We start from the raw sequence: 17,456 nt of genomic DNA on the forward strand, positions 1-17,456 counted from the left end.
ACCGACACACCGCCTTCGCGAGCGCGTTCGCAGTTTAGCGGTGGACAGTCACACCGAGTCGAGCAGTTCGCGATAGGGTTTCCCGTTACCGCAGCAGATCACTCGATTGCGCCCGGTAGTCTTGGCTTCGTACAACGCATGATCGGCGTCATTGAGCCAGAGCGTCGCGTCGGTGTGGGCCGGGTTGAAGGACGCCATTCCAATGCTCAGGCTGACTTTCAGCGCCGGGTTCTGCTCGTAGCCCAAGGTGGCGAAGCGATCGCGCAGGGCATCCATGACGGCGACGGCACGGTTCAGGGGCAGGTCCGGAAGGATCACGCAGAACTCGTCACCGCCGTAGCGCCCTGCTACATCGGTCGCTCGCAGGTTCTGCTTGAGCATTTTGCTCAACTGACGCAAGACGATGTCGCCGGCAACATGGCCGTAGGTGTCGTTGATGGCTTTGAAATGGTCGATGTCGATCAGGGCGATCGCCCCACCTTTTTGCTGGCGTTTGCAGCGCTGGAACTCGATCTCCAACTGGTCCTTCCAGGTGCCATGGTTCAGCAGGCCTGTCAGGCTGTCGGTGCGGCTCAGTGCCAGCAGTTCACGCTTCTGACAGCCGAGGGTATGGGCCTGGCGGAAGCAGATCCAGCCCAGCGCCAGCGGATACAGGCACAGCAACGGCAAACAGGCATAGAGCTGCACCGCGCTGGTGGCAGGAATGAACGCCGGGGCGAAAATCTGCAGGCCAACGCCCACGCCCAGGATTTGCGCGGCTGTCCCGGCCAGCAGGAAGCGCAAGCCGCCTATGGCCACGTTGTTCATGGCCATCATGGAAATGGTGGTTGCGCTGGGCAGTGGATTGAATTGCATCGCGGCAATCCAGAAGCCGCCGAGAAAGGCATCGATCAGCAGATTGCGGTGTTCGGCATGATAGGGTGTCTTGGCCCGACGCGCCCATTGGTAAGCCAGATGCGGCCAGACCAGGCCATTGAACCACATGAAACCCCAGACCCAGGGCGCCGGATCGAGTGGATACATCGCCGCGCTCACGCACACCAACCCCAGGGCCAACCCCAGGGTCCGCGATGTATAGAGCCTCCTGGCCAATGAAAATCCTTTTCCTCCCGTTTTTGTCATAGGGCCTCTGTGCCACTCGACGGAATGCGATTACAGCCTGTGCCTGTGCGCTGGAGTCTATCAGGGTGAGATTAAATAGCCATCACCGGCTGACGGGCTGAATATCGCGACATCACACTCACATAAAAGCAAAAGCCTCGCCCCGGAAACGGCTATACATGAAAGAAGGGGTTGATCGATGACCATAAGAGGAGGCCCATGCAGACCTTTCAAGTATTGATCATCGGCAGCGGGTTTGGCGGCCAATGTGCAGCAATCAATTTGCTCAAGGCCGGCATCGATGATTTTCGCCTGCTGGAGCGGCGGGATTTCTTCGGCGGCACCTGGTGCCAGAACACCTATCCCGGCGCGGCAGTCGACGTGCCCTCGCCACTGTACTCCCTGTCTTTCGCCCCGTATCGCTGGACGCAAATGTTCGCCGAACAGGCCGAACTGCACCGCTACACCCGCCACGTGGTGGAACACTTCGGCCTGCGGGACAAGGTGGAACTGGACGCTAATGTCGAGCGCGTCGAATGGGACGACACCAACAAACGCTGGACGGTGTACACCGCCGATAAAGGCACCTTTTGCGCACAGTTCCTGATCAATGCGACCGGGCCGCTGAGTCAACCGGTGGTCCCTCGCTTCGACGGACAGGAACGCTTCCAGGGCAAGACGTTCCACACCAACAACTGGGATCACCACTACGACTACCGGCAAAAACGCGTGGCCATCGTCGGCAGCGGCGCCAGTGCGGCCCAGGTGATTCCGGCCATCGCCCCGGACGTCGGGCACTTGCATGTGTTCCAGCGCACGCCCCACTGGGTCTTGCCCCGGGCTGACCGCCGCTTTGGCCGTTTCCAGCGCTGGCTGCTGGGGTTCAAGCCGGCCTACAAGCTGCTGCGCTGGGGGATTTACTGGCAGTTCGAAACCCGCGTGATTGCCTTCAAGTATTCGAAACCGGCCGTGCACATGGTCCAGCGCCAGGCCCTGCGCTTTCTCAAACGCCAGGTGCCGGACGCCGAACTGCGGCGCAAGCTGACGCCGGACTACACCATCGGCTGCAAACGGGTAATCCTGTCCAGCACGCTGTACCCGGCACTGGCGCGCAGTAACGTGACCCTGCACAGCCGCGAGCAAGGCATCGCGTCCATCGATGAAACCGGCATCGTTACCCTGGACGGCCAGCACATCGACCTGGACCTGATCGTCTGGTCCACCGGCTACGATGCCACCGACGGGGTGATTTCCTACCCGGTAACGGGCAAGAACGGCACCCGTCTCAAGGAGGTCTGGGCGCAGTACCCACGGGCCTACCTCGGCACCGCCCTGCCCGACTTCCCCAACCTGTTCATCGTCACCGGGCCGAACACCGGCATCGGCCACACCTCGGCCCTGTTCATCATCGAATCCCAGATGAATTACATCCTCGATTGCATTCGCACCTTGAAGACTCAAGGTTTACGCAGCATCGAAGTTCGCCATGAGGCGGAACGTACCTACACTGAAATGATCCACCGGGAAATGGAACGCACCGTGTGGAAGTCCGGTGGTTGCCACAGTTGGTATCAAAGCAAGAGCGGTCATGTGATTGCCATGTTTCCGGGATTCAGCTTCAGCTTTCATCGCTTGACCCGAGCGCTGAAACCCGCCGATCACATTTTGTCCTGAGCAGATAGAAGGGAGACGCGTGATGCTTTTGTTGTTCGTCGTTCTCGCAGTGTTCGTTGCCTGGAGCTGGCTGACCTACCCGGCCATCGGCTACTGGCTCTATGACTTGAGCATGGCGGCCGAGGCCAAGTTGTACCGGCTGCACAAGATCGTCGTGCCCATCCCCGAGATGACCGTCTCGACCTGGCAAGGCGGGCCGTACGAGGCCACCAGCAGTGTGCTGATGCTCCATGGCTTCAGCGCCGACAAGAACCTCTGGCTGCGTTTCGCCCGGCACTTTGTCGGCAGCCATCGGGTGATCATCCCGGACATCGCCGGCCATGGCGAAACCGGCTTCAAGGCGGGCGGCGGCTACGACATCCCGCTGCAGGCCAAGCGCATGATCCAGCTGCTGGACGTGTGCGGGGTCGAGAAAGTCCATGTCATCGGCAACTCCATGGGCGGCTACATGGCGGCCTGGCTCGCGGCCACGTATCCGGAGCGCATTGTGTCCGTGGCCCTGATCGACCCGGCCGGGGTCACCGCGCCCGAACCCAGTGACCTTGAGCGGCATCTGGCCAAGGGCCACAACCCGTTCCTGATTCATTCGCGGGAAGAATTCCAGCGTTTCTACGCCATGACCATGGCTTCGCCGCCCTGGGTACCGAAGCTGATACTCGATGCCGTCGCCCAGCGCTATGAACAGTCCCGGGAGGAGCTGGAAGAAATCTTCCGCGAATTTCGCGCCAGCCCGCCGATGGAACCGCACCTGCCCGACATCACCGCCCCGGCGCTGTTGCTGTGGGGGCGCAAGGACCGGCTGATCGATGTCAGCAGCGTGGCAGTCTGGAGCAAGGGCATCGCCGACCTGCGCGTGTATATCTGGGACGCCATCGGGCACATGCCCATGGTGGAAGCGCCATACGGTTCGGCGCGCCTGTATCGCGAGTTTTTGGCATCGCTGCGCTCGGAGAGCCCACAGGATCAACGACTTCACTAGACATTCAGTCTTTTGCAGAATGAAGTTCGTCAGAAACTTCGTTTGTCGGCGTCGCTGAAGGCTGCGATCTTTTGTCCATCCTTTACGTCACCGCGCCAGGAATCCTGTTCATGAACCACCCGAACTTCGTCAGCCCTGACCTGATCCGCCAACGCTTCTCCAAAGCGATGTCCGACATGTACCGCGAGGAAGTGCCGTTGTACGGCGCATTGATGGAGCTAGTGGAACAGACCAACCGTCACGTGCTGGACAGCGATGGGCAAATCCTGCGGCAGCTCACCAGCACCGGCGAAATCGAACGCCTGGACCTGGAACGCCATGGAGCGATCCGCGTCGGTACGGCCGATGAACTGGCGACCCTCGCCCGCCTGTTCGCGGTGATGGGTATGCAACCGGTGGGTTACTACGACCTGACTCCAGCCGGCGTGCCGGTGCATTCCACGGCGTTTCGCGCGGTGCATGAAGCGTCGCTGCAGGTCAGCCCGTTCCGGGTATTCACCTCACTGTTGCGTCTGGAACTGATCGAAGACCTGGAGCTGCGCGCGTTCGCCCAGTCGATGCTCGACCAGCGTTCGATCTTCACCCCAACGGCCCTGACGCTCATCGAACGTGCCGAATCCCGGGGTGGCCTGACCGAACAGGAAGCCCAGGCGTTCGTCGAACAGGCACTGGAAACGTTCCGCTGGCACCACAGCGCCACCGTCACCGCCGAACAGTATCAACAGCTCAGCGCCCAGCATCGCCTGATCGCCGACGTGGTGGCATTCAAGGGCCCACACATCAACCACCTGACACCGCGGACCCTGGACATCGACATCGTCCAGGCGCAGATGCCGGCCCATGGCATCACCCCCAAAGCGGTGATCGAAGGCCCGCCTCGCCGCCAGTGCCCGATCCTGCTGCGCCAGACCAGCTTCAAGGCCCTGGACGAGCCGATTGCCTTCACCGATCAAAGCGAGGCGCGCGGCAGCCACAGTGCCCGTTTCGGCGAGATCGAACAGCGCGGTGCCGCCCTCACGCCCAAAGGCCGCGCACTCTACGACCGCTTGCTCAATGCCGCACGGGACGAACTCAAGGACTTCCCCAACGAAGCCAACGCCGCGCGCTACAACGCCCTGATGGCGCAGCATTTCAGCGAGTTCCCTGACAACTGGGAAGGCATGCGCCAACAGGGCCTGGCTTACTTCCGCTACTTCGTGACGGAACAAGGCCTGGCGGCGGGCGACCTGAAAAACGCCTCTCTGGAGGAACTGATCAGCAGCGATTGCCTACGGGTTGAACCACTGGTGTACGAAGACTTCCTGCCCGTCAGTGCGGCGGGGATTTTTCAGTCAAACCTGGGGGACGCGGCGCAAACCCGTTACGGCGCCCATGCCAACCAGCAGGCCTTCGAACAAGCTCTGGGGCGTTCGACGATCGATGAGCTGGAACTGTACGCCGAGAGCCAGCGGCGTTCGATCGAACAGTGTTTCGCCGCACTGACCGATTAAAAAGAATGACTGAATGACTTGTTACAACTCAATAAAAAAGGGCGACCTGCAGGTCGCCCTTTTTTATATCCAAAACTTTCAATGCAGCAAACAAAGTGTTCGCCCAGTGCAATGGCCTCGGCAATCCATGCACTGGTAAAGAGCCCTGACACTGGGCGAACGGAAAGTATTTTAGTAGAAGCGGATTAATATGTCCGTGCCGCAAAGATGAAATTTATCGACACAATGTTTAACAAGATGTCGATTTAAATACTATGCAACACGGCAGCTCAAACTCACCAGTTCGACCATTATGGGCTGATTATTCCTATACAAAACTTGCACAAAAACAATCAGCCCATATAGAGCTATTACTCGGTATCAGTGCTTGCTGGTCACCGTCAATATGTCGGTATAAACCACGTTGACGCTTTGTCCGACTTTCAAGTCCTTGAGTTTGGCCTGGACTTCAGGTCGCTTGACGTCGACGGTCTTGGACTTGCCTTCCGGGTTTTCGAAGGTCACCTGGTGTTTCTTCAGGTCGATGTGGGTGATTTTCAGCTGCACTTTCACCTGGCGATAAGCTTCGCCGCCCGGGTTGGCGCTACCTGGCGCTGCGCGCACTTCGCCGGTGGCTTCCGCGGTGCCGGGCAGGCCTTTGTCGACATCAGTGTCGAGGTAGGCTGCAACGGCGCTGGTAACCCTGATGTCGACCGAGTCGCCGGCCTTCAGATTTTTGAGGTTTTTCGCCTTTTCGGTCAGTTGCACAGGGAATTCATTACCCTGCGGGCCTTTCAGGACCACTATATGGTTCGCGGTATCTACCGAAACGACTTTGGTGGCGACCTGATCAACCACCACAACTTCGGACAACGGTAGTTCGGCGGCAACCGCGCCGAAACTGGCGGCAGACAGCAAGGTTGCGAGGGCGATGGCTTTGGTCAGTGCGTGGCGTTTCATAGGCAGAACATTCCCTGTGATAGATGGCAACAGACGGCGTTGAAACCGGGCTCAACGCCATGTGTGCGAGTGAGCATAGACGCTGTTCTGCGAGTGGTCGCGCCGCAGCGGTGATTTTCCTTGCACGAGCGCCTAGTACCCGGTCATTTCCAGATAGCCCTGCCCTGCATGGCTGCCACTGAGGCGCACCGGGCCTTCCCAGTACGGAATGCGCAAGTCCATCCAGGCCTGGGGATTGAGTGCGGTAATGGTTATATCGAGGTGTCTGGCGGGGATCTTGATCGACCAGCGAATGGGCATCGCGCGCCCGGCAACACGGGCGGTGTCTTGCGGTGTGAGGCTGATGTCGCCAGCGTGCAGCAATTGTGTCTGCCCCCCGGCGTCGATCCAGGTGCCGGTGAGATAAGGCTCACCGTCCTTTTGCCGCATGCGATACAGCATCACCTGCTCGCCGCTGTCCAGGTGCAGGGAGAACCAGTCCCATCCGGTCTGGTTGCTCGTCAAAGGCTGGCTGCTCCATTCCCGGTCGAGCCAGGCCGGGCCTCTGACCTGAAAGGTCTTGCCGTCGATTTCCAGGGTGCCGCTGGCCTGGAAAAACGGCTGGCTGTAGTAGTAGGAGGCCTGGCCCTGTTCGGATTTCTGGCTGAAGCCCCGGTCCCCCTGAAGCACCAGCGGCCCTGTCGAGGTCAACCGCAGCCGGTAGCCGAAACGCCGGTCGCGGGCACTGAGTAGTACGTCGGCCAACGGATCGTCGGCAGTCGCCTGGCTGCGCAATTGCCAGTCGTCGATCCATGCATTGAACGGCGCGACGCTGACACCGGCCTGACCGACGCCGCCACGGGCATAACGTTCGGCCGCATGATGCGCCGTCGCCGACGTCACCGCCGCGTGACCGAGCCAGATCGTCTGATTCTGCCAACCCGCCACCTCGGGGCTGGCTTTCAACGCGCTGCGGAACAAGGTCCATTGCGCGCCAAACTCATTGCCCTGATCGTCCTTCAGGTTGGCCGTGACGTACCACCATTCGATGCGAAAGCCGTCGTGAGGGCCATGATCCGCCGGGAAGCTGAACACCCGACCGGGTACCACCGGGGTGAACGCGGCGGCCTGGTTGCCCAGTCCGGCAAAGCCCTTTTGCTCCGGTGCCGGTTGATCGCAACCGCTCGCCAGCAGCGCCAGGAGCAACACGCCGACTTTAATCTTCATGGGCAAATGTCCGCAGCAGGTCCGCCGGTTGCGTGCGGTACAAACGGTACAACGGCCAGGCCGAAGCCAGTAACGTCGCCACCAGCGCCAGCCCCATCAATTGCAACAGTTGCCATGGAAACACCCGCAACGGCAGGCGCCAGCCAAAGGCCTGCACGTTGATCACCGTGTCCAGGCACCACGCCAGGGCGATGCCCAGCGGCAACGCCAGCACCAGGGTCAAGATCGCCAGCAGCCAGGTTTGCCCGAGGTTGAGCAACATCAGGTGCCGACGGGTCACGCCCAGCGCCCACAGCGGCGCCAGTTGCCCCAGACGGCTCTGGCTTTGGGTCAACAGGCTGATGAACAGCGCCACCCCGGCCACGCACAACGTCAGGCTGTTGAGGGCGGCGGTGGCGGCGAAGGTGCGTTCGAAGACTTGCGTGGACCAACCCTTGAGCCGCGCCTGATCGACGATGCGGCTGTCGTCCAGGGCAAAACGCGCCTGCAGCGCCGTGACGAACGCCGGGATCGCCCCCGGCTCGATACGCAGGTTGAAGCGGCTCGGTGCCAGATGCGGCCAACCGCGCAGCAGGTGGTTGATGTTCACCAGAATGTGGCCCTTGGGATTGCCGTAGTCGGCGTAGATGCCGACGATCCGCGGCGACCACGGGCCGGTGGGGGTCGGCAGTGTCAGGTGATCGCCCAGTTGCACGTGCAGGCGCCGGGCCAGTTGTTCGCTGAGCATCACCGCATCGTCCTTGGCCAGTCGCTCCCAAGGGGTATCGCCCAAGGCTTCGAGCAGCGGCCAGTGCTGGCTATAGGTCGGGTGGTCAATGATCCCCGACAGGTCCGTCGGCCAACCCTGCAACTGGATCGAAACCTGCCAGTTGGGCAGTACCGCCGCCAGTTGCGGCTGCTGGTCGAGCCAGCTGTGCAGCTCCCGGGCCTGGGCCGGGTTCTGTGGATTGAGGTAAAGCTCGGCCGTCAGCCGTTGTTCGAGCCAGTCGCTGAAGGTCTGGCGAAAGCCCGCGGTCATGCTGCCGGCACCGATGTTCGCCGCCATGGCCAACAGCAGCGCCATCAACGCCAGGCTGAGGGCCGGCAGTTGCTGGCGACAATCGGCGACAAACCACTGGCCGAGCACCGAGCGACTGCGCAGCGAAACGAGACTGAGCAGCGCACTGAGCAGCACCGGCAAGGCCAGCGCGGCACCGATCAACAGCGCCGCTGTCAACACGAAGCCACTGACCAGGCTGTCGCCGAAGATCAACGCCAGCAGCGCGATTACCCCGGTCAATGCCGCCACCCAACCCTGGCGCCGCAACCAGCGTGCATGGGCCTGATGCCAGGCCTGCGGGTCAGCCAGCGCCAGCAATGGCAGACGCGCCGCCCGCAGCAGGCTGTTGGTCCCGGCCAGCAACGCGCCGATCAGACTCAGGCCGATACCACTGAACCACCACGACAGACTGAGGCTCAACTGCCCCGCCACTTCGGCGCCGTACAAGCCACGCAGGCTGGCGGCGACATCGGGCAACAGCACGCCGGCCAGCAGGTAGCCGCTGACCAACCCTGCCACACCGCCGATCAGGGCCAACCCACCCAATTCGACGGCGAGACAAGCGATCAGCATCCGCGCACTCACTCCGCAGGCACGCAGGGTTCGCAGCAGGCCTCGCCGTTGCTCCAGCGCCAGCCCGATGGCGGCGTGCACGATAAACAGCCCGACCACGAACGACAGCACCCCCAGGGCATCGAGGTTCAGGTGGAAGCTTTCGGTCAGGCGCGTCAGGTTGTTTTCTTCGCTGGCGCGTTTGAGTTGCAGTTGCCCCTTGTACGGCTCCGGCAACGGCGCGGTGAAATCCTTCGGCAACAGCAGCCGCGACAGTTGCTCCGGCAATCCCAGAATCTGCTGGGCAAAACCGATGTCCACCAGCAGCACGCCGGGCGCCATGTCGTCCTGCACCTGCAGCGGCGGCAGTGCCACGCCCGCCAGGTTCTGTGGCCGGTCTCCCTCGTGCAAACTCAGTGCCTGCAAGGTCTGGGGCGATATCCAGGTACTGCCCGGCGGACTGAAGAAGCCGACCACCTGTTCAATCGCCTGGGCCTGCCCGGCCACCGCCGCGCCCGCCGGCAGCGACACCGGCTCGATGCCCATCAACTGCAAGCGCTGCTCTTCGTGCCCCTTGAGCGTGACCCGGCCTTGCAGCACCGGTGACACCGGCCACCCCGCGCGGCGCAGATCGATAAACCACTGCTGGGGGAACGTACCGCCACCGGGCGCACCAAGGCTGGCCTGGGGTTCGCCGCCGATCAACTGACTGGCGCGGGCATAGCTGTCGCGGGCCTGGCTGTTGAGTGCCTGGACGCCGGTCAACAGACCGGTGGCCAGCCATAACCCGGTCAGCACACTGAAAAACTGCACCGGGTGCCGCCGCCAGTGGCTGAGCAGCGCGCGCAGGGTTTCGCCAAAGATGCGCATGTCAGCGGTCGCCCGCACCGGCCAGACGACCGCCGCACAGCATGGCTTTTTCCGCCAGCCGTGCCGCCACGCCGGGACTGTGGGTGACCATCAACAGGCTGGTGGGACTGTCGTCGAGCAATTCCAGCAGCAGCTGCAACACCTCGGCGCCGGTGGTTTCATCGAGGCTGCCGGTGGGCTCGTCGGCCAGCAGCAATTGGGGGCGCGATGCCAGCGCCCGGCCCAGCGCAACCCGTTGCTGCTGGCCGCCGGACAGTTGCTCCGGGTAACGCCGCAGCAACTCCCCCAGGCCCAGGCGTTGCACCAGATGCGCCTGCCAGCGTGGGTCATGGCGCCCCGCCAGGCGTGCCTGAATCGCCAGGTTGTCTTCGATCCGCAGACTGCCGATCAGGTTGAATTGCTGGAACACCAGGCCGATTTCCGTACGGCGCCAGTTCGCCAGTTGCCCTTCATTCATCTGTTCCAGGCGATGCTCGCCACTGCGGATGCTGCCGCGATCGACCTTGTCCAGCCCGGCGATCAGGTGCAGCAAGGTGCTTTTGCCACTGCCCGATTCACCCATCAGCGCCAGGCTGCTACCGGGCCTGAGTGTCAGGTCGACGCCTTGCAACACCGGCAGCGGTCCCTGCGGGGTGGGGTAGCTTTTGAAAACGCCATGGACTTCAAGCATGGGTCAACCTGCTGGATATGCCTGGCCCAAGGATAGCGGCCCTGAATGGTTTTTGTCCGCTGACGATCATGGCCCCGACCGGCCATCGCCCTACCCTCGAAGCTGATCTGACCATAACGATAAAAAGCGGAGACGCCATGCCTCGTTTCACCTTGAGCCCTCGTGGGCTGCTCGCTTGCCTGATCACTGCCTGCCTTGCGCAATCGGTGGTTGCCGCCGATGCACCGGTCGCGGCCAGCCCGCAAACCACGGCCAGTAACGCCGCGGTGCTGCAACAGCTGCCCTTCACCGACCGCACCGACTACGAGTCGGTCACCAAGGGCCTGATCGCGCCGTTCAAGGGCCAGGTCAAGGACGCCTCGGGCAAGGTCATCTGGGATATCCAGGCCTATGACTTCCTCGCCAAGGATAAGGCTCCGGAGTCGGTCAACCCGAGCCTCTGGCGCCTGGCCCAGCTCAACGCCCATGCCGGGTTGTTCGAAGTCAGCCCTCGGTTGTATCAGGTGCGCGGCCTTGACCTGGCGAACATGACCATCATCGAAGGCGACGACGGGCTGATCATCATCGACCCGCTGACCATGGCCGAAACCGCCAAGGCAGCGCTGGACCTGTACTACCAGAACCGTCCGCACAAACCGGTGGTGGCGGTGATCTACAGCCACACCCACGTCGACCACTTCGGTGGCGTGCGCGGGGTCATCGACGAAGCCGACGTCAAGGCCGGCAAGGTCAGGGTGTTCGCCCCCGCCGGGTTCATGGAACACGTGATGAGCGAGAACGTCTATGCCGGCACCGCCATGAGCCGCCGCGCGCAGTTCCAGTTCGGCAGCCTGCTGCCCCGTGGTGATCACGGCCAGGTAGACGCGGGACTGGGCAAAAGCTCGCCAAGCGGCGGCACCGTCACCCTGATCCCGCCCACCGACCTGATCGACAAGGAACTGGAAACCCGCACCATCGCCGGCCTCGACGTGGAATTCCAGTTGACCCCGGGCACCGAGGCGCCGGCGGAGATGAACCTGTACCTGCCGCAGTTGCGCGCCTTGTGCATGGCGGAAAACGCCACGCAAATGATGCACAACATCCTCACCCCCCGCGGCGCCCAAGTGCGTGACGCCAAGGCCTGGGCCGAGTACCTGGACGGCAGCCTGGCGCGTTACGGCGACAAGAGTGACGTGTTATTCGCCCAGCACAACTGGCCGACCTGGGGTGGCGAACGCATCCGCACCTTCCTCGCCGACCAGCGCGACATGTACGCCTTCCTCAATGACCGCACCCTGCACCTGCTGAACCAGGGCCTGACACCGCTGGAAATCGCCGACGAGATCAAGAAACTGCCCGGCAGCCTCGACCAGAAGTGGTACACCCGTGGCTACTACGGCTCACTGAGTTTCAACACCCGGGCGGTGTATCAGCGCTACATGGGGTTCTATGACGGTAACCCGGCCAACCTCAATCCGCTGCCACCCGTGGAAACGGCCAAGCGTTCGGTCGAAGCCATGGGCGGCGAAGCGGCGGTGCTGGGAAAAATGCAGGCGGCAATGGCCAAGGGTGAATACCGCTGGGCCGCGCAACTGGGCAATCAGGTGCTGTTCGCCAACCCGGACAACGGCGACGCCCGCAAAGCCCAGGCCCAGGCGCTGGAGCAAATGGGTTATCAAAGTGAAAACGCCACCTGGCGCAACATGTACCTGACCGGTGCCATGGAACTGCGCAACGGTGTGCCACCCAACGCGGGCACGTCGGTATCCGTGGACATGGTGCGGGCGATGAGCCCGCAGATGTTCTTCGACTTCCTGGCGGTGCGCCTGGACAGTGAAAAGGCCGTAGGCCATGACCTGACCCTGAACTGGACCTTCGATGACCTGAACAAGGACTTCAACCTGACCCTGCGCAATGGCGTGCTGACCCACCGTGCTGGGCTCAACGCTCAGGCAGATGCCAGCGTGACCATGAGCAAGGCCACCCTGGAACAGATCAGCCTCAAGCAACTGGATATCCCGACGGCGATGCAGAAAGGCCTGATCAAGTTGCAGGGCAATGGCAAGAAGCTCGGGGAGTTGATGAGCAGCCTCGATACGTTTGCGCCGCAGTTCAATATCGTCACCCCTTGACCGGATGACGCGGGAAACCGCGTCGCCTTCTTCGCGAGCAGGCTCGCTCCTACACTGGATTTGTGTCGTTCACACATGCTGTGAACAGCCTGGTTCCCTGTGGGAGCGAGCTTGCTCGCGATGGCTTTGTGTCGGGCGATGATTTTTTTGTGGGTGTACATATCCGTTGCTGCGGTAACGGCCGCTATTGGTTCCGCCCTTACGGCCAGCCCTTTCAAGGTCTTCGTTTAAACTCCCCCCAAAACTCCAGTCAGGGTGACGAAAACGATGTGGGCAGAAGTTCTAGCGCGGTTTGAAAAAAAGACACCGGCCAGTGTCATGACTAAATTGATACTGGAGCAGGCTGTTCCTGCCGAATGGGTTGATCAGGTGTTTGAAGAACACCGTCAACGCCAATACCCGCGTGAGCTTTTGTTTTCGACCATCGTTGAGCTGATGTCCCTTGTTTCATTGGGTTTGCGCCCTTCTTTGCATGCCGCTGCCCGGCAAATGGAGGGGCTACCGGTTACCTTGGCGGCGCTCTATGACAAGGTCAGCCGCACAGAGCCCGCGTTGCTGCGGGCGTTGGTTACAGGAAGCGCCGAGCGCTTGGCTCCGACGATAAAAGAGTTGGGCTGTTCAGCCATTTTGCCCGGCTGGCAGCTGCGCATCGTTGACGGCAATCACCTGCCATCTACCGAAAAACGCTTGGGGGCCTTGCGGCGTGAGCGAGGTGCGGCGCGACCAGGGTTTTCAGTAGTGGTCTACGACCCGGACCGGGATCAGATTGTCGACTTGCAGCCATGCGAGGATGCCTACGCGAGTGAGCGCGTCAGCGTGCTGCCGTTGTTGGCCTGCGCCACTAAGGGCCAGCTGTGGATGGCTGATCGGTTGTACTGCACGCTGCCCGTCATGCAAGCCTGCGAGGAAGCGGGCGCTTCTTTCATTATTCGCCAGCAAAGCAAGCATCCACGGTTGATTGAGGAAGGCGGCTGGCAAGAATCTGTGGCCATCGAATCCGGAACGGTGCGCGAGCAAATCATCGAACTCAAAGGTGGTCACCGCTGGCGCCGAGTTGAACTGAACCTACAGGCACCTACTGACTCAGGCGACACTGTGATGTGGTTCTGGAGCAACTTGCCAGACACCGTCAGCGCCGGGCAGATCGCCGAGTTATACCGTCGTCGCTGGAGTATCGAAGGGATGTTCCAGCGCCTGGAATCGGTGCTGGACAGTGAAATCGAAAGCCTTGGCGCTCCGCGGGCGGCGTTGCTGGGTTTTGCTTCAGCGATCTTGGCCTACAACGTCCTGGCAGTGCTCAAACGCAGCGTGGAGCAGGCTCATCGCGAGACATTGCCCGAAGGCTGGGAAGCTTCGATCTTCCATCTGACGGTACAAGTACGCAGCGGTTATGAGGGCATGCAGATCGCGTTGCCCTCGGACTATCTATCACTCCAAACGACCTCGGAAACGCTGGCGGAGCGTCTGTTGGCGCTGGCCAGGAACATCAAGCCCAAACAGGTCGCCAAAAGCATACGTGGTCCCAAAATCGCCAAACCCAAGGAGTGGCTGGACGGCAAAGCTGCGCATGCTCATGTGTCGACCGACCGGGTGCTCAAAGCCCATAAAGGGAAAACACCTTGAAAGGGCTGGCCCTTACGGCGGGTCACTTTGGAAAAGCCCCAAAGTAACCAAAGGGCTCTTGCCCCTGACATTCGGTGCCTCGCCGTGGCTCGGCATGCCCTCGCTCCGGTCCTGCTCCGTGGGCCCGTCGCCATCGGCCATCCATGGCCGGGGGCGACTAACCCGGCATCCATGCCGGGTTGCCCACTGCGCAGAACCTGCGCTCGGCCTCACGAGGGGGCGTGTACCGCAACAGCGCCCGAGGCGGCCTACCGGCCGGCCTGGTTCTCTAGTCCGTACACATTTCAAAACTGTGGGAGCGGGCTTGCTCGCGAAGGGGGCGTCAGACTCGACATCATCATTGACTGACATACCGCTTTCGCGGGCAAGCCCGCTCCCACAGGATCCCGGTCGAGCACAAGTACTTTGACCGATACAAATCCCCTGCTCGCGATGCGGTCAGGCAGACACCAGTTCAACCACCGGCATTTGCCAACGTTGATTAACCACCTGTTGCCCGGGCCCATATAGGCGCAGGACCAGGCTGAACGCCCCGCTCGCCGGTGTCGGCAACCAGTTGCTCTGTTCTGTCGGAGCTATGTTTTGCAGGATCAACGTCAACCCGCCGTCCGAATCTTTTTGCAACTGATCCCGGCTGCTCAGACAGTAGCGATTGATCGGGTTGGCCACCAGTTGCCGGTCTGGCAAGTCATACAAGGTCAGCGACCAGAACTCGCTGGCCGGCGGCCATTGACCCGGTGCGAAATGCAGGCGATAGCTCCGCCCACCCTGCAAGGGTTGCCCCTGATTATCCAGGCGAGTGCCGGTGTAGAACGCCTCCTCCACGCTGTTGCCGTAGATGCCGACATTCGCCGCGACGGCGCGGTTGAGGTAATTGCCGTTCAGCGCTTCGCGAGTGCCGAACAGGCCGAGGGTGGTGCGTACTTGGCTCACCGCGGTTTGCAGTTGCGCCTGGGCGTCTTGAATCCCGGCGAGCAGTGCCTGGTGCGTTGCAGGCGGCAACTTCGCCGGGTCGAAAGCCTGGCCGGGCACGATGCCGATCCGTGCAAAGCGTGCGCGCAAGGCTTGTTCGGACGGTTGCGTGGGGCACAGGCTGAGGATCTGATTCAGCGCCGGGATAAACTCCAGCCCCAACCCGGTCTTGCTGTCCCAGGGTCGCCAGTCAATCGCCGGCGCAGCCACGGGCGGCGCACTGCCGATGAATTCATGCAACGAGCGCAAACCGTATTGCTGCTGCAAGGCCCGCACCGCCGGCAGGTCCTTGGCGTTTTTCAGGCCCGTTCTTCCAAGCACCATGACGATTTCGGTTTCACTGCGCAGCACCGCCTTGACGCCGTCGGGTGTCGGGCCTTGCCAGTCGGGCCCGACGATCAGGTAATTGCCCGCATCGCGACCGGTGCTGAGCACGCCGACATAGGCAAAGTTGTGGGTGTACTGGTCGACCAGTTGAAACACGTAATAGCGCTCGTCATCGACCGCCGGCACGCTCAACACCTGGGGTTCGCTGCGCAGGTCAAGCCAGGCCCAGGAGTACGGCGTGTCGTTGTTCGGCGTGACAATGTCGCGGTTGTTCGGGGTGAACAACTCGCTGTAATGACGAAAGCGGTTGAAGCCGCCGACGTACTCCGGCGCGGCCGGTTTGAGTGCCTGTTTTTCCATGGTCTGGTAATGCATGAGCATGGGGTAGGCGTAAATCCATGCCTCTTTGGCAATCTGCCGCGGGTCATCGGAATCAGCGGCCAGCAACCAGCGTGGAAACATCAGGCTGCCGCCCATTACCCCCATGCTGCCCAGCACCCGGCGGCGACTGAAAATCAGGTTCATGATTCGATCCTCGTTATCGTCGGCAACTGATAACTCCCGTCCAATGCCCCGCCCTTGGGCAGGTACAGGCGCAACAGCAGGTTGAACGGACCCTGCGGCGTCGGCAGCCAGTTGCCCTGCGGTGCAGCCTTGGGCGCATCGGCTTGCAGGATCAGGGTCAAGCCGCCGTCGGCATCGTATTGTAGACCAGGGCTGCGATCGCCCAGGGCGTAACGCTGGATCGGGTTGGCCACCAGCAACTGGGTTTTGCCGTCATACAGGGTCAGCGACCAGAACGCATTCACCGGCGGCAATTGCCCGGCGGGAAAATGCAGGCGATAGGCGTGTTGGCCATCAAGCGCCTGCCCATGGGCGTCGTGCAATGCCATCGGGTACAGCGCTTCCACCGCATCGTTGGCGTAGATGTAGCGCCAGGCGACCGCGGCACGAGTCAGGTCATCGTCGCCAAACTTGCCGACGTTAGACGGCGACGGCAACCAGCCCTGCCGTTCCACCGACAGCTGGCTGGAGGCTGCGCGGACCTGTTCGCGACCGGCTTCGGCACCTTGGGCGACGGCTTCGCTCAAGTCCGCCGGGGCCTGGAATTCGGTCCCCGGTTTCACGCCGATGGCGGCGAAACGGGCCAGCTTCTTTTGTTCGCTGGCGGTCCATTGGTGCAAGGGGGCCAGCGCGTTGAAGGTGTTGAACAGTGCCTGTGCCGGCCCTTGTTTCGTGTCCGTGTAGGCTGGCAGTTGCAGCGGTACCTGCGGTTCAGGCGCCGCGCCGCCATTCACTTTGGACAGCGGTTGCAAGGCGTAGCCCTTCAGCACTTGCGCGGCGTCTTTCTGATCCGCGTCGCCCTTGACCTCGGTCCGTCCCAACAGAAAGACTAGCCGGCTCGGTGAGCGAATCACCGCGTTGAAACCCGATGGCACCTGCCCCTTCCAGTCCGGCCCGACGATCAGGTAGCGCCCCGCTTGATCGCCCGTGGCGCGGGTGCCGATGTAGTCGAGGTTGTCGGTGCGCATGTCGACCAGTTGGAAGCTGTAGTAGCGACCTTGCACGGGCGGCACGTCCAGCACCATCGGTTCACTGCGCAGATCGAGCAACGCGCGGGAATAGAAGGTGTCGTTGTTGGGCGATACCACTTTGTTGTCTTGCGGGCCGAGCAGGCGCGGTTCGCTGTAGAGGCGGTTGAACGGCAGTTTCGCGGCGATGGCGCTGAGCACCTTGTCGTGTTCGACGGTGGCGTAGGCGAACACGTAGGCCTCCTGCGCCAGGGCTTTCGCTTGCTGTTGATCCAGGGTTGCGGCGTGAACAGTGCCCAGGCTCGCGCCCAGGGCCAGAGCGGATATCCAGTAGCGCATGGCAGATCTCCTGTAGCAAAACATCGGCACAC

At 61.9% G+C, this 17,456-nt stretch carries 12 protein-coding genes; 5 read left to right on the forward strand and 7 right to left on the reverse strand.

The genetic code is table 11. From position 1 onward, the window contains the following. Window positions 1-48 precede the first annotated feature (48 nt). Window positions 49-1,122, reverse strand: a complete 1,074-nt coding sequence (locus tag AABM52_RS18885) for a diguanylate cyclase (RefSeq protein WP_347907438.1) — start codon at window positions 1,120-1,122, stop codon at window positions 49-51. Between the two features lie 198 nt (window positions 1,123-1,320). Between AABM52_RS18885 and AABM52_RS18890 the strand changes: the two genes are divergently transcribed. The 3 genes from AABM52_RS18890 (at window position 1,321) to AABM52_RS18900 (ending at window position 5,244) form a co-directional block, all read left to right on the forward strand. Beyond that, window positions 1,321-2,775, forward strand: a complete 1,455-nt coding sequence (locus AABM52_RS18890; protein WP_347907439.1) for an NAD(P)/FAD-dependent oxidoreductase — start codon at window positions 1,321-1,323, stop codon at window positions 2,773-2,775. A gap of 22 nt (window positions 2,776-2,797) precedes the next feature. After that, window positions 2,798-3,754, forward strand: coding sequence for an alpha/beta fold hydrolase (locus AABM52_RS18895; RefSeq protein ID WP_347907440.1), 957 nt, complete (start codon window positions 2,798-2,800; stop codon window positions 3,752-3,754). A gap of 110 nt (window positions 3,755-3,864) precedes the next feature. Next, complete coding sequence (locus tag AABM52_RS18900; RefSeq protein WP_347907441.1) at window positions 3,865-5,244, forward strand: VOC family protein; 1,380 nt, start codon at window positions 3,865-3,867, stop codon at window positions 5,242-5,244. Between the two features lie 360 nt (window positions 5,245-5,604). On the opposite strand, the gene AABM52_RS18905 is transcribed toward AABM52_RS18900, so the two are convergent. From AABM52_RS18905 to AABM52_RS18920, 4 genes are all read right to left on the reverse strand, one after another. Next, on the reverse strand, window positions 5,605-6,183 hold the full coding sequence (locus AABM52_RS18905; protein WP_347907442.1) for a hypothetical protein: 579 nt from the start codon (window positions 6,181-6,183) through the stop codon (window positions 5,605-5,607). A 132-nt stretch (window positions 6,184-6,315) separates the two neighbouring features. Then, window positions 6,316-7,389, reverse strand: a complete 1,074-nt coding sequence (locus AABM52_RS18910; protein ID WP_347907443.1) for a lipocalin-like domain-containing protein — start codon at window positions 7,387-7,389, stop codon at window positions 6,316-6,318. After that, window positions 7,379-9,850 (reverse strand): FtsX-like permease family protein, encoded by a 2,472-nt coding sequence (locus AABM52_RS18915; RefSeq protein ID WP_347907444.1) that lies wholly within the window; start codon window positions 9,848-9,850, stop codon window positions 7,379-7,381. Before AABM52_RS18915 ends, AABM52_RS18910 begins: the two co-directional genes overlap by 11 nt. Window position 9,851: 1 nt before the next feature. After that, window positions 9,852-10,520: an ABC transporter ATP-binding protein gene (locus AABM52_RS18920; RefSeq protein ID WP_347907445.1), complete on the reverse strand. Its 669-nt coding sequence runs from the start codon at window positions 10,518-10,520 to the stop codon at window positions 9,852-9,854. 137 nt (window positions 10,521-10,657) lie between these two features. On the opposite strand from AABM52_RS18920, the gene AABM52_RS18925 reads away from it, so the two are divergent. Beyond that, on the forward strand, window positions 10,658-12,631 hold the full coding sequence (locus tag AABM52_RS18925) for an alkyl sulfatase dimerization domain-containing protein (protein ID WP_347907446.1): 1,974 nt from the start codon (window positions 10,658-10,660) through the stop codon (window positions 12,629-12,631). Between the two features lie 318 nt (window positions 12,632-12,949). Continuing rightward, on the forward strand, window positions 12,950-14,254 hold the full coding sequence (locus AABM52_RS18930) for an IS4 family transposase (RefSeq protein WP_347907447.1): 1,305 nt from the start codon (window positions 12,950-12,952) through the stop codon (window positions 14,252-14,254). A 438-nt stretch (window positions 14,255-14,692) separates the two neighbouring features. Here AABM52_RS18930 and AABM52_RS18935 read toward each other — a convergent pair whose 3' ends face one another. Continuing rightward, entirely contained in the window at window positions 14,693-16,078 is a 1,386-nt protein-coding gene (locus AABM52_RS18935; RefSeq protein WP_347907448.1) for a DUF1254 domain-containing protein, read from the reverse strand. Next, the gene (locus tag AABM52_RS18940; protein ID WP_347907449.1) at window positions 16,075-17,424 is read right to left on the reverse strand and encodes a DUF1254 domain-containing protein; all 1,350 of its coding nucleotides are present in this window, start codon (window positions 17,422-17,424) and stop codon (window positions 16,075-16,077) included. The genes AABM52_RS18935 and AABM52_RS18940 overlap by 4 nt, the downstream gene beginning before the upstream one ends. Window positions 17,425-17,456 lie beyond the last annotated feature (32 nt).

The organism is Pseudomonas grandcourensis (assembly GCF_039909015.1).
GTDB lineage: Bacteria > Pseudomonadota > Gammaproteobacteria > Pseudomonadales > Pseudomonadaceae > Aquipseudomonas > Aquipseudomonas grandcourensis.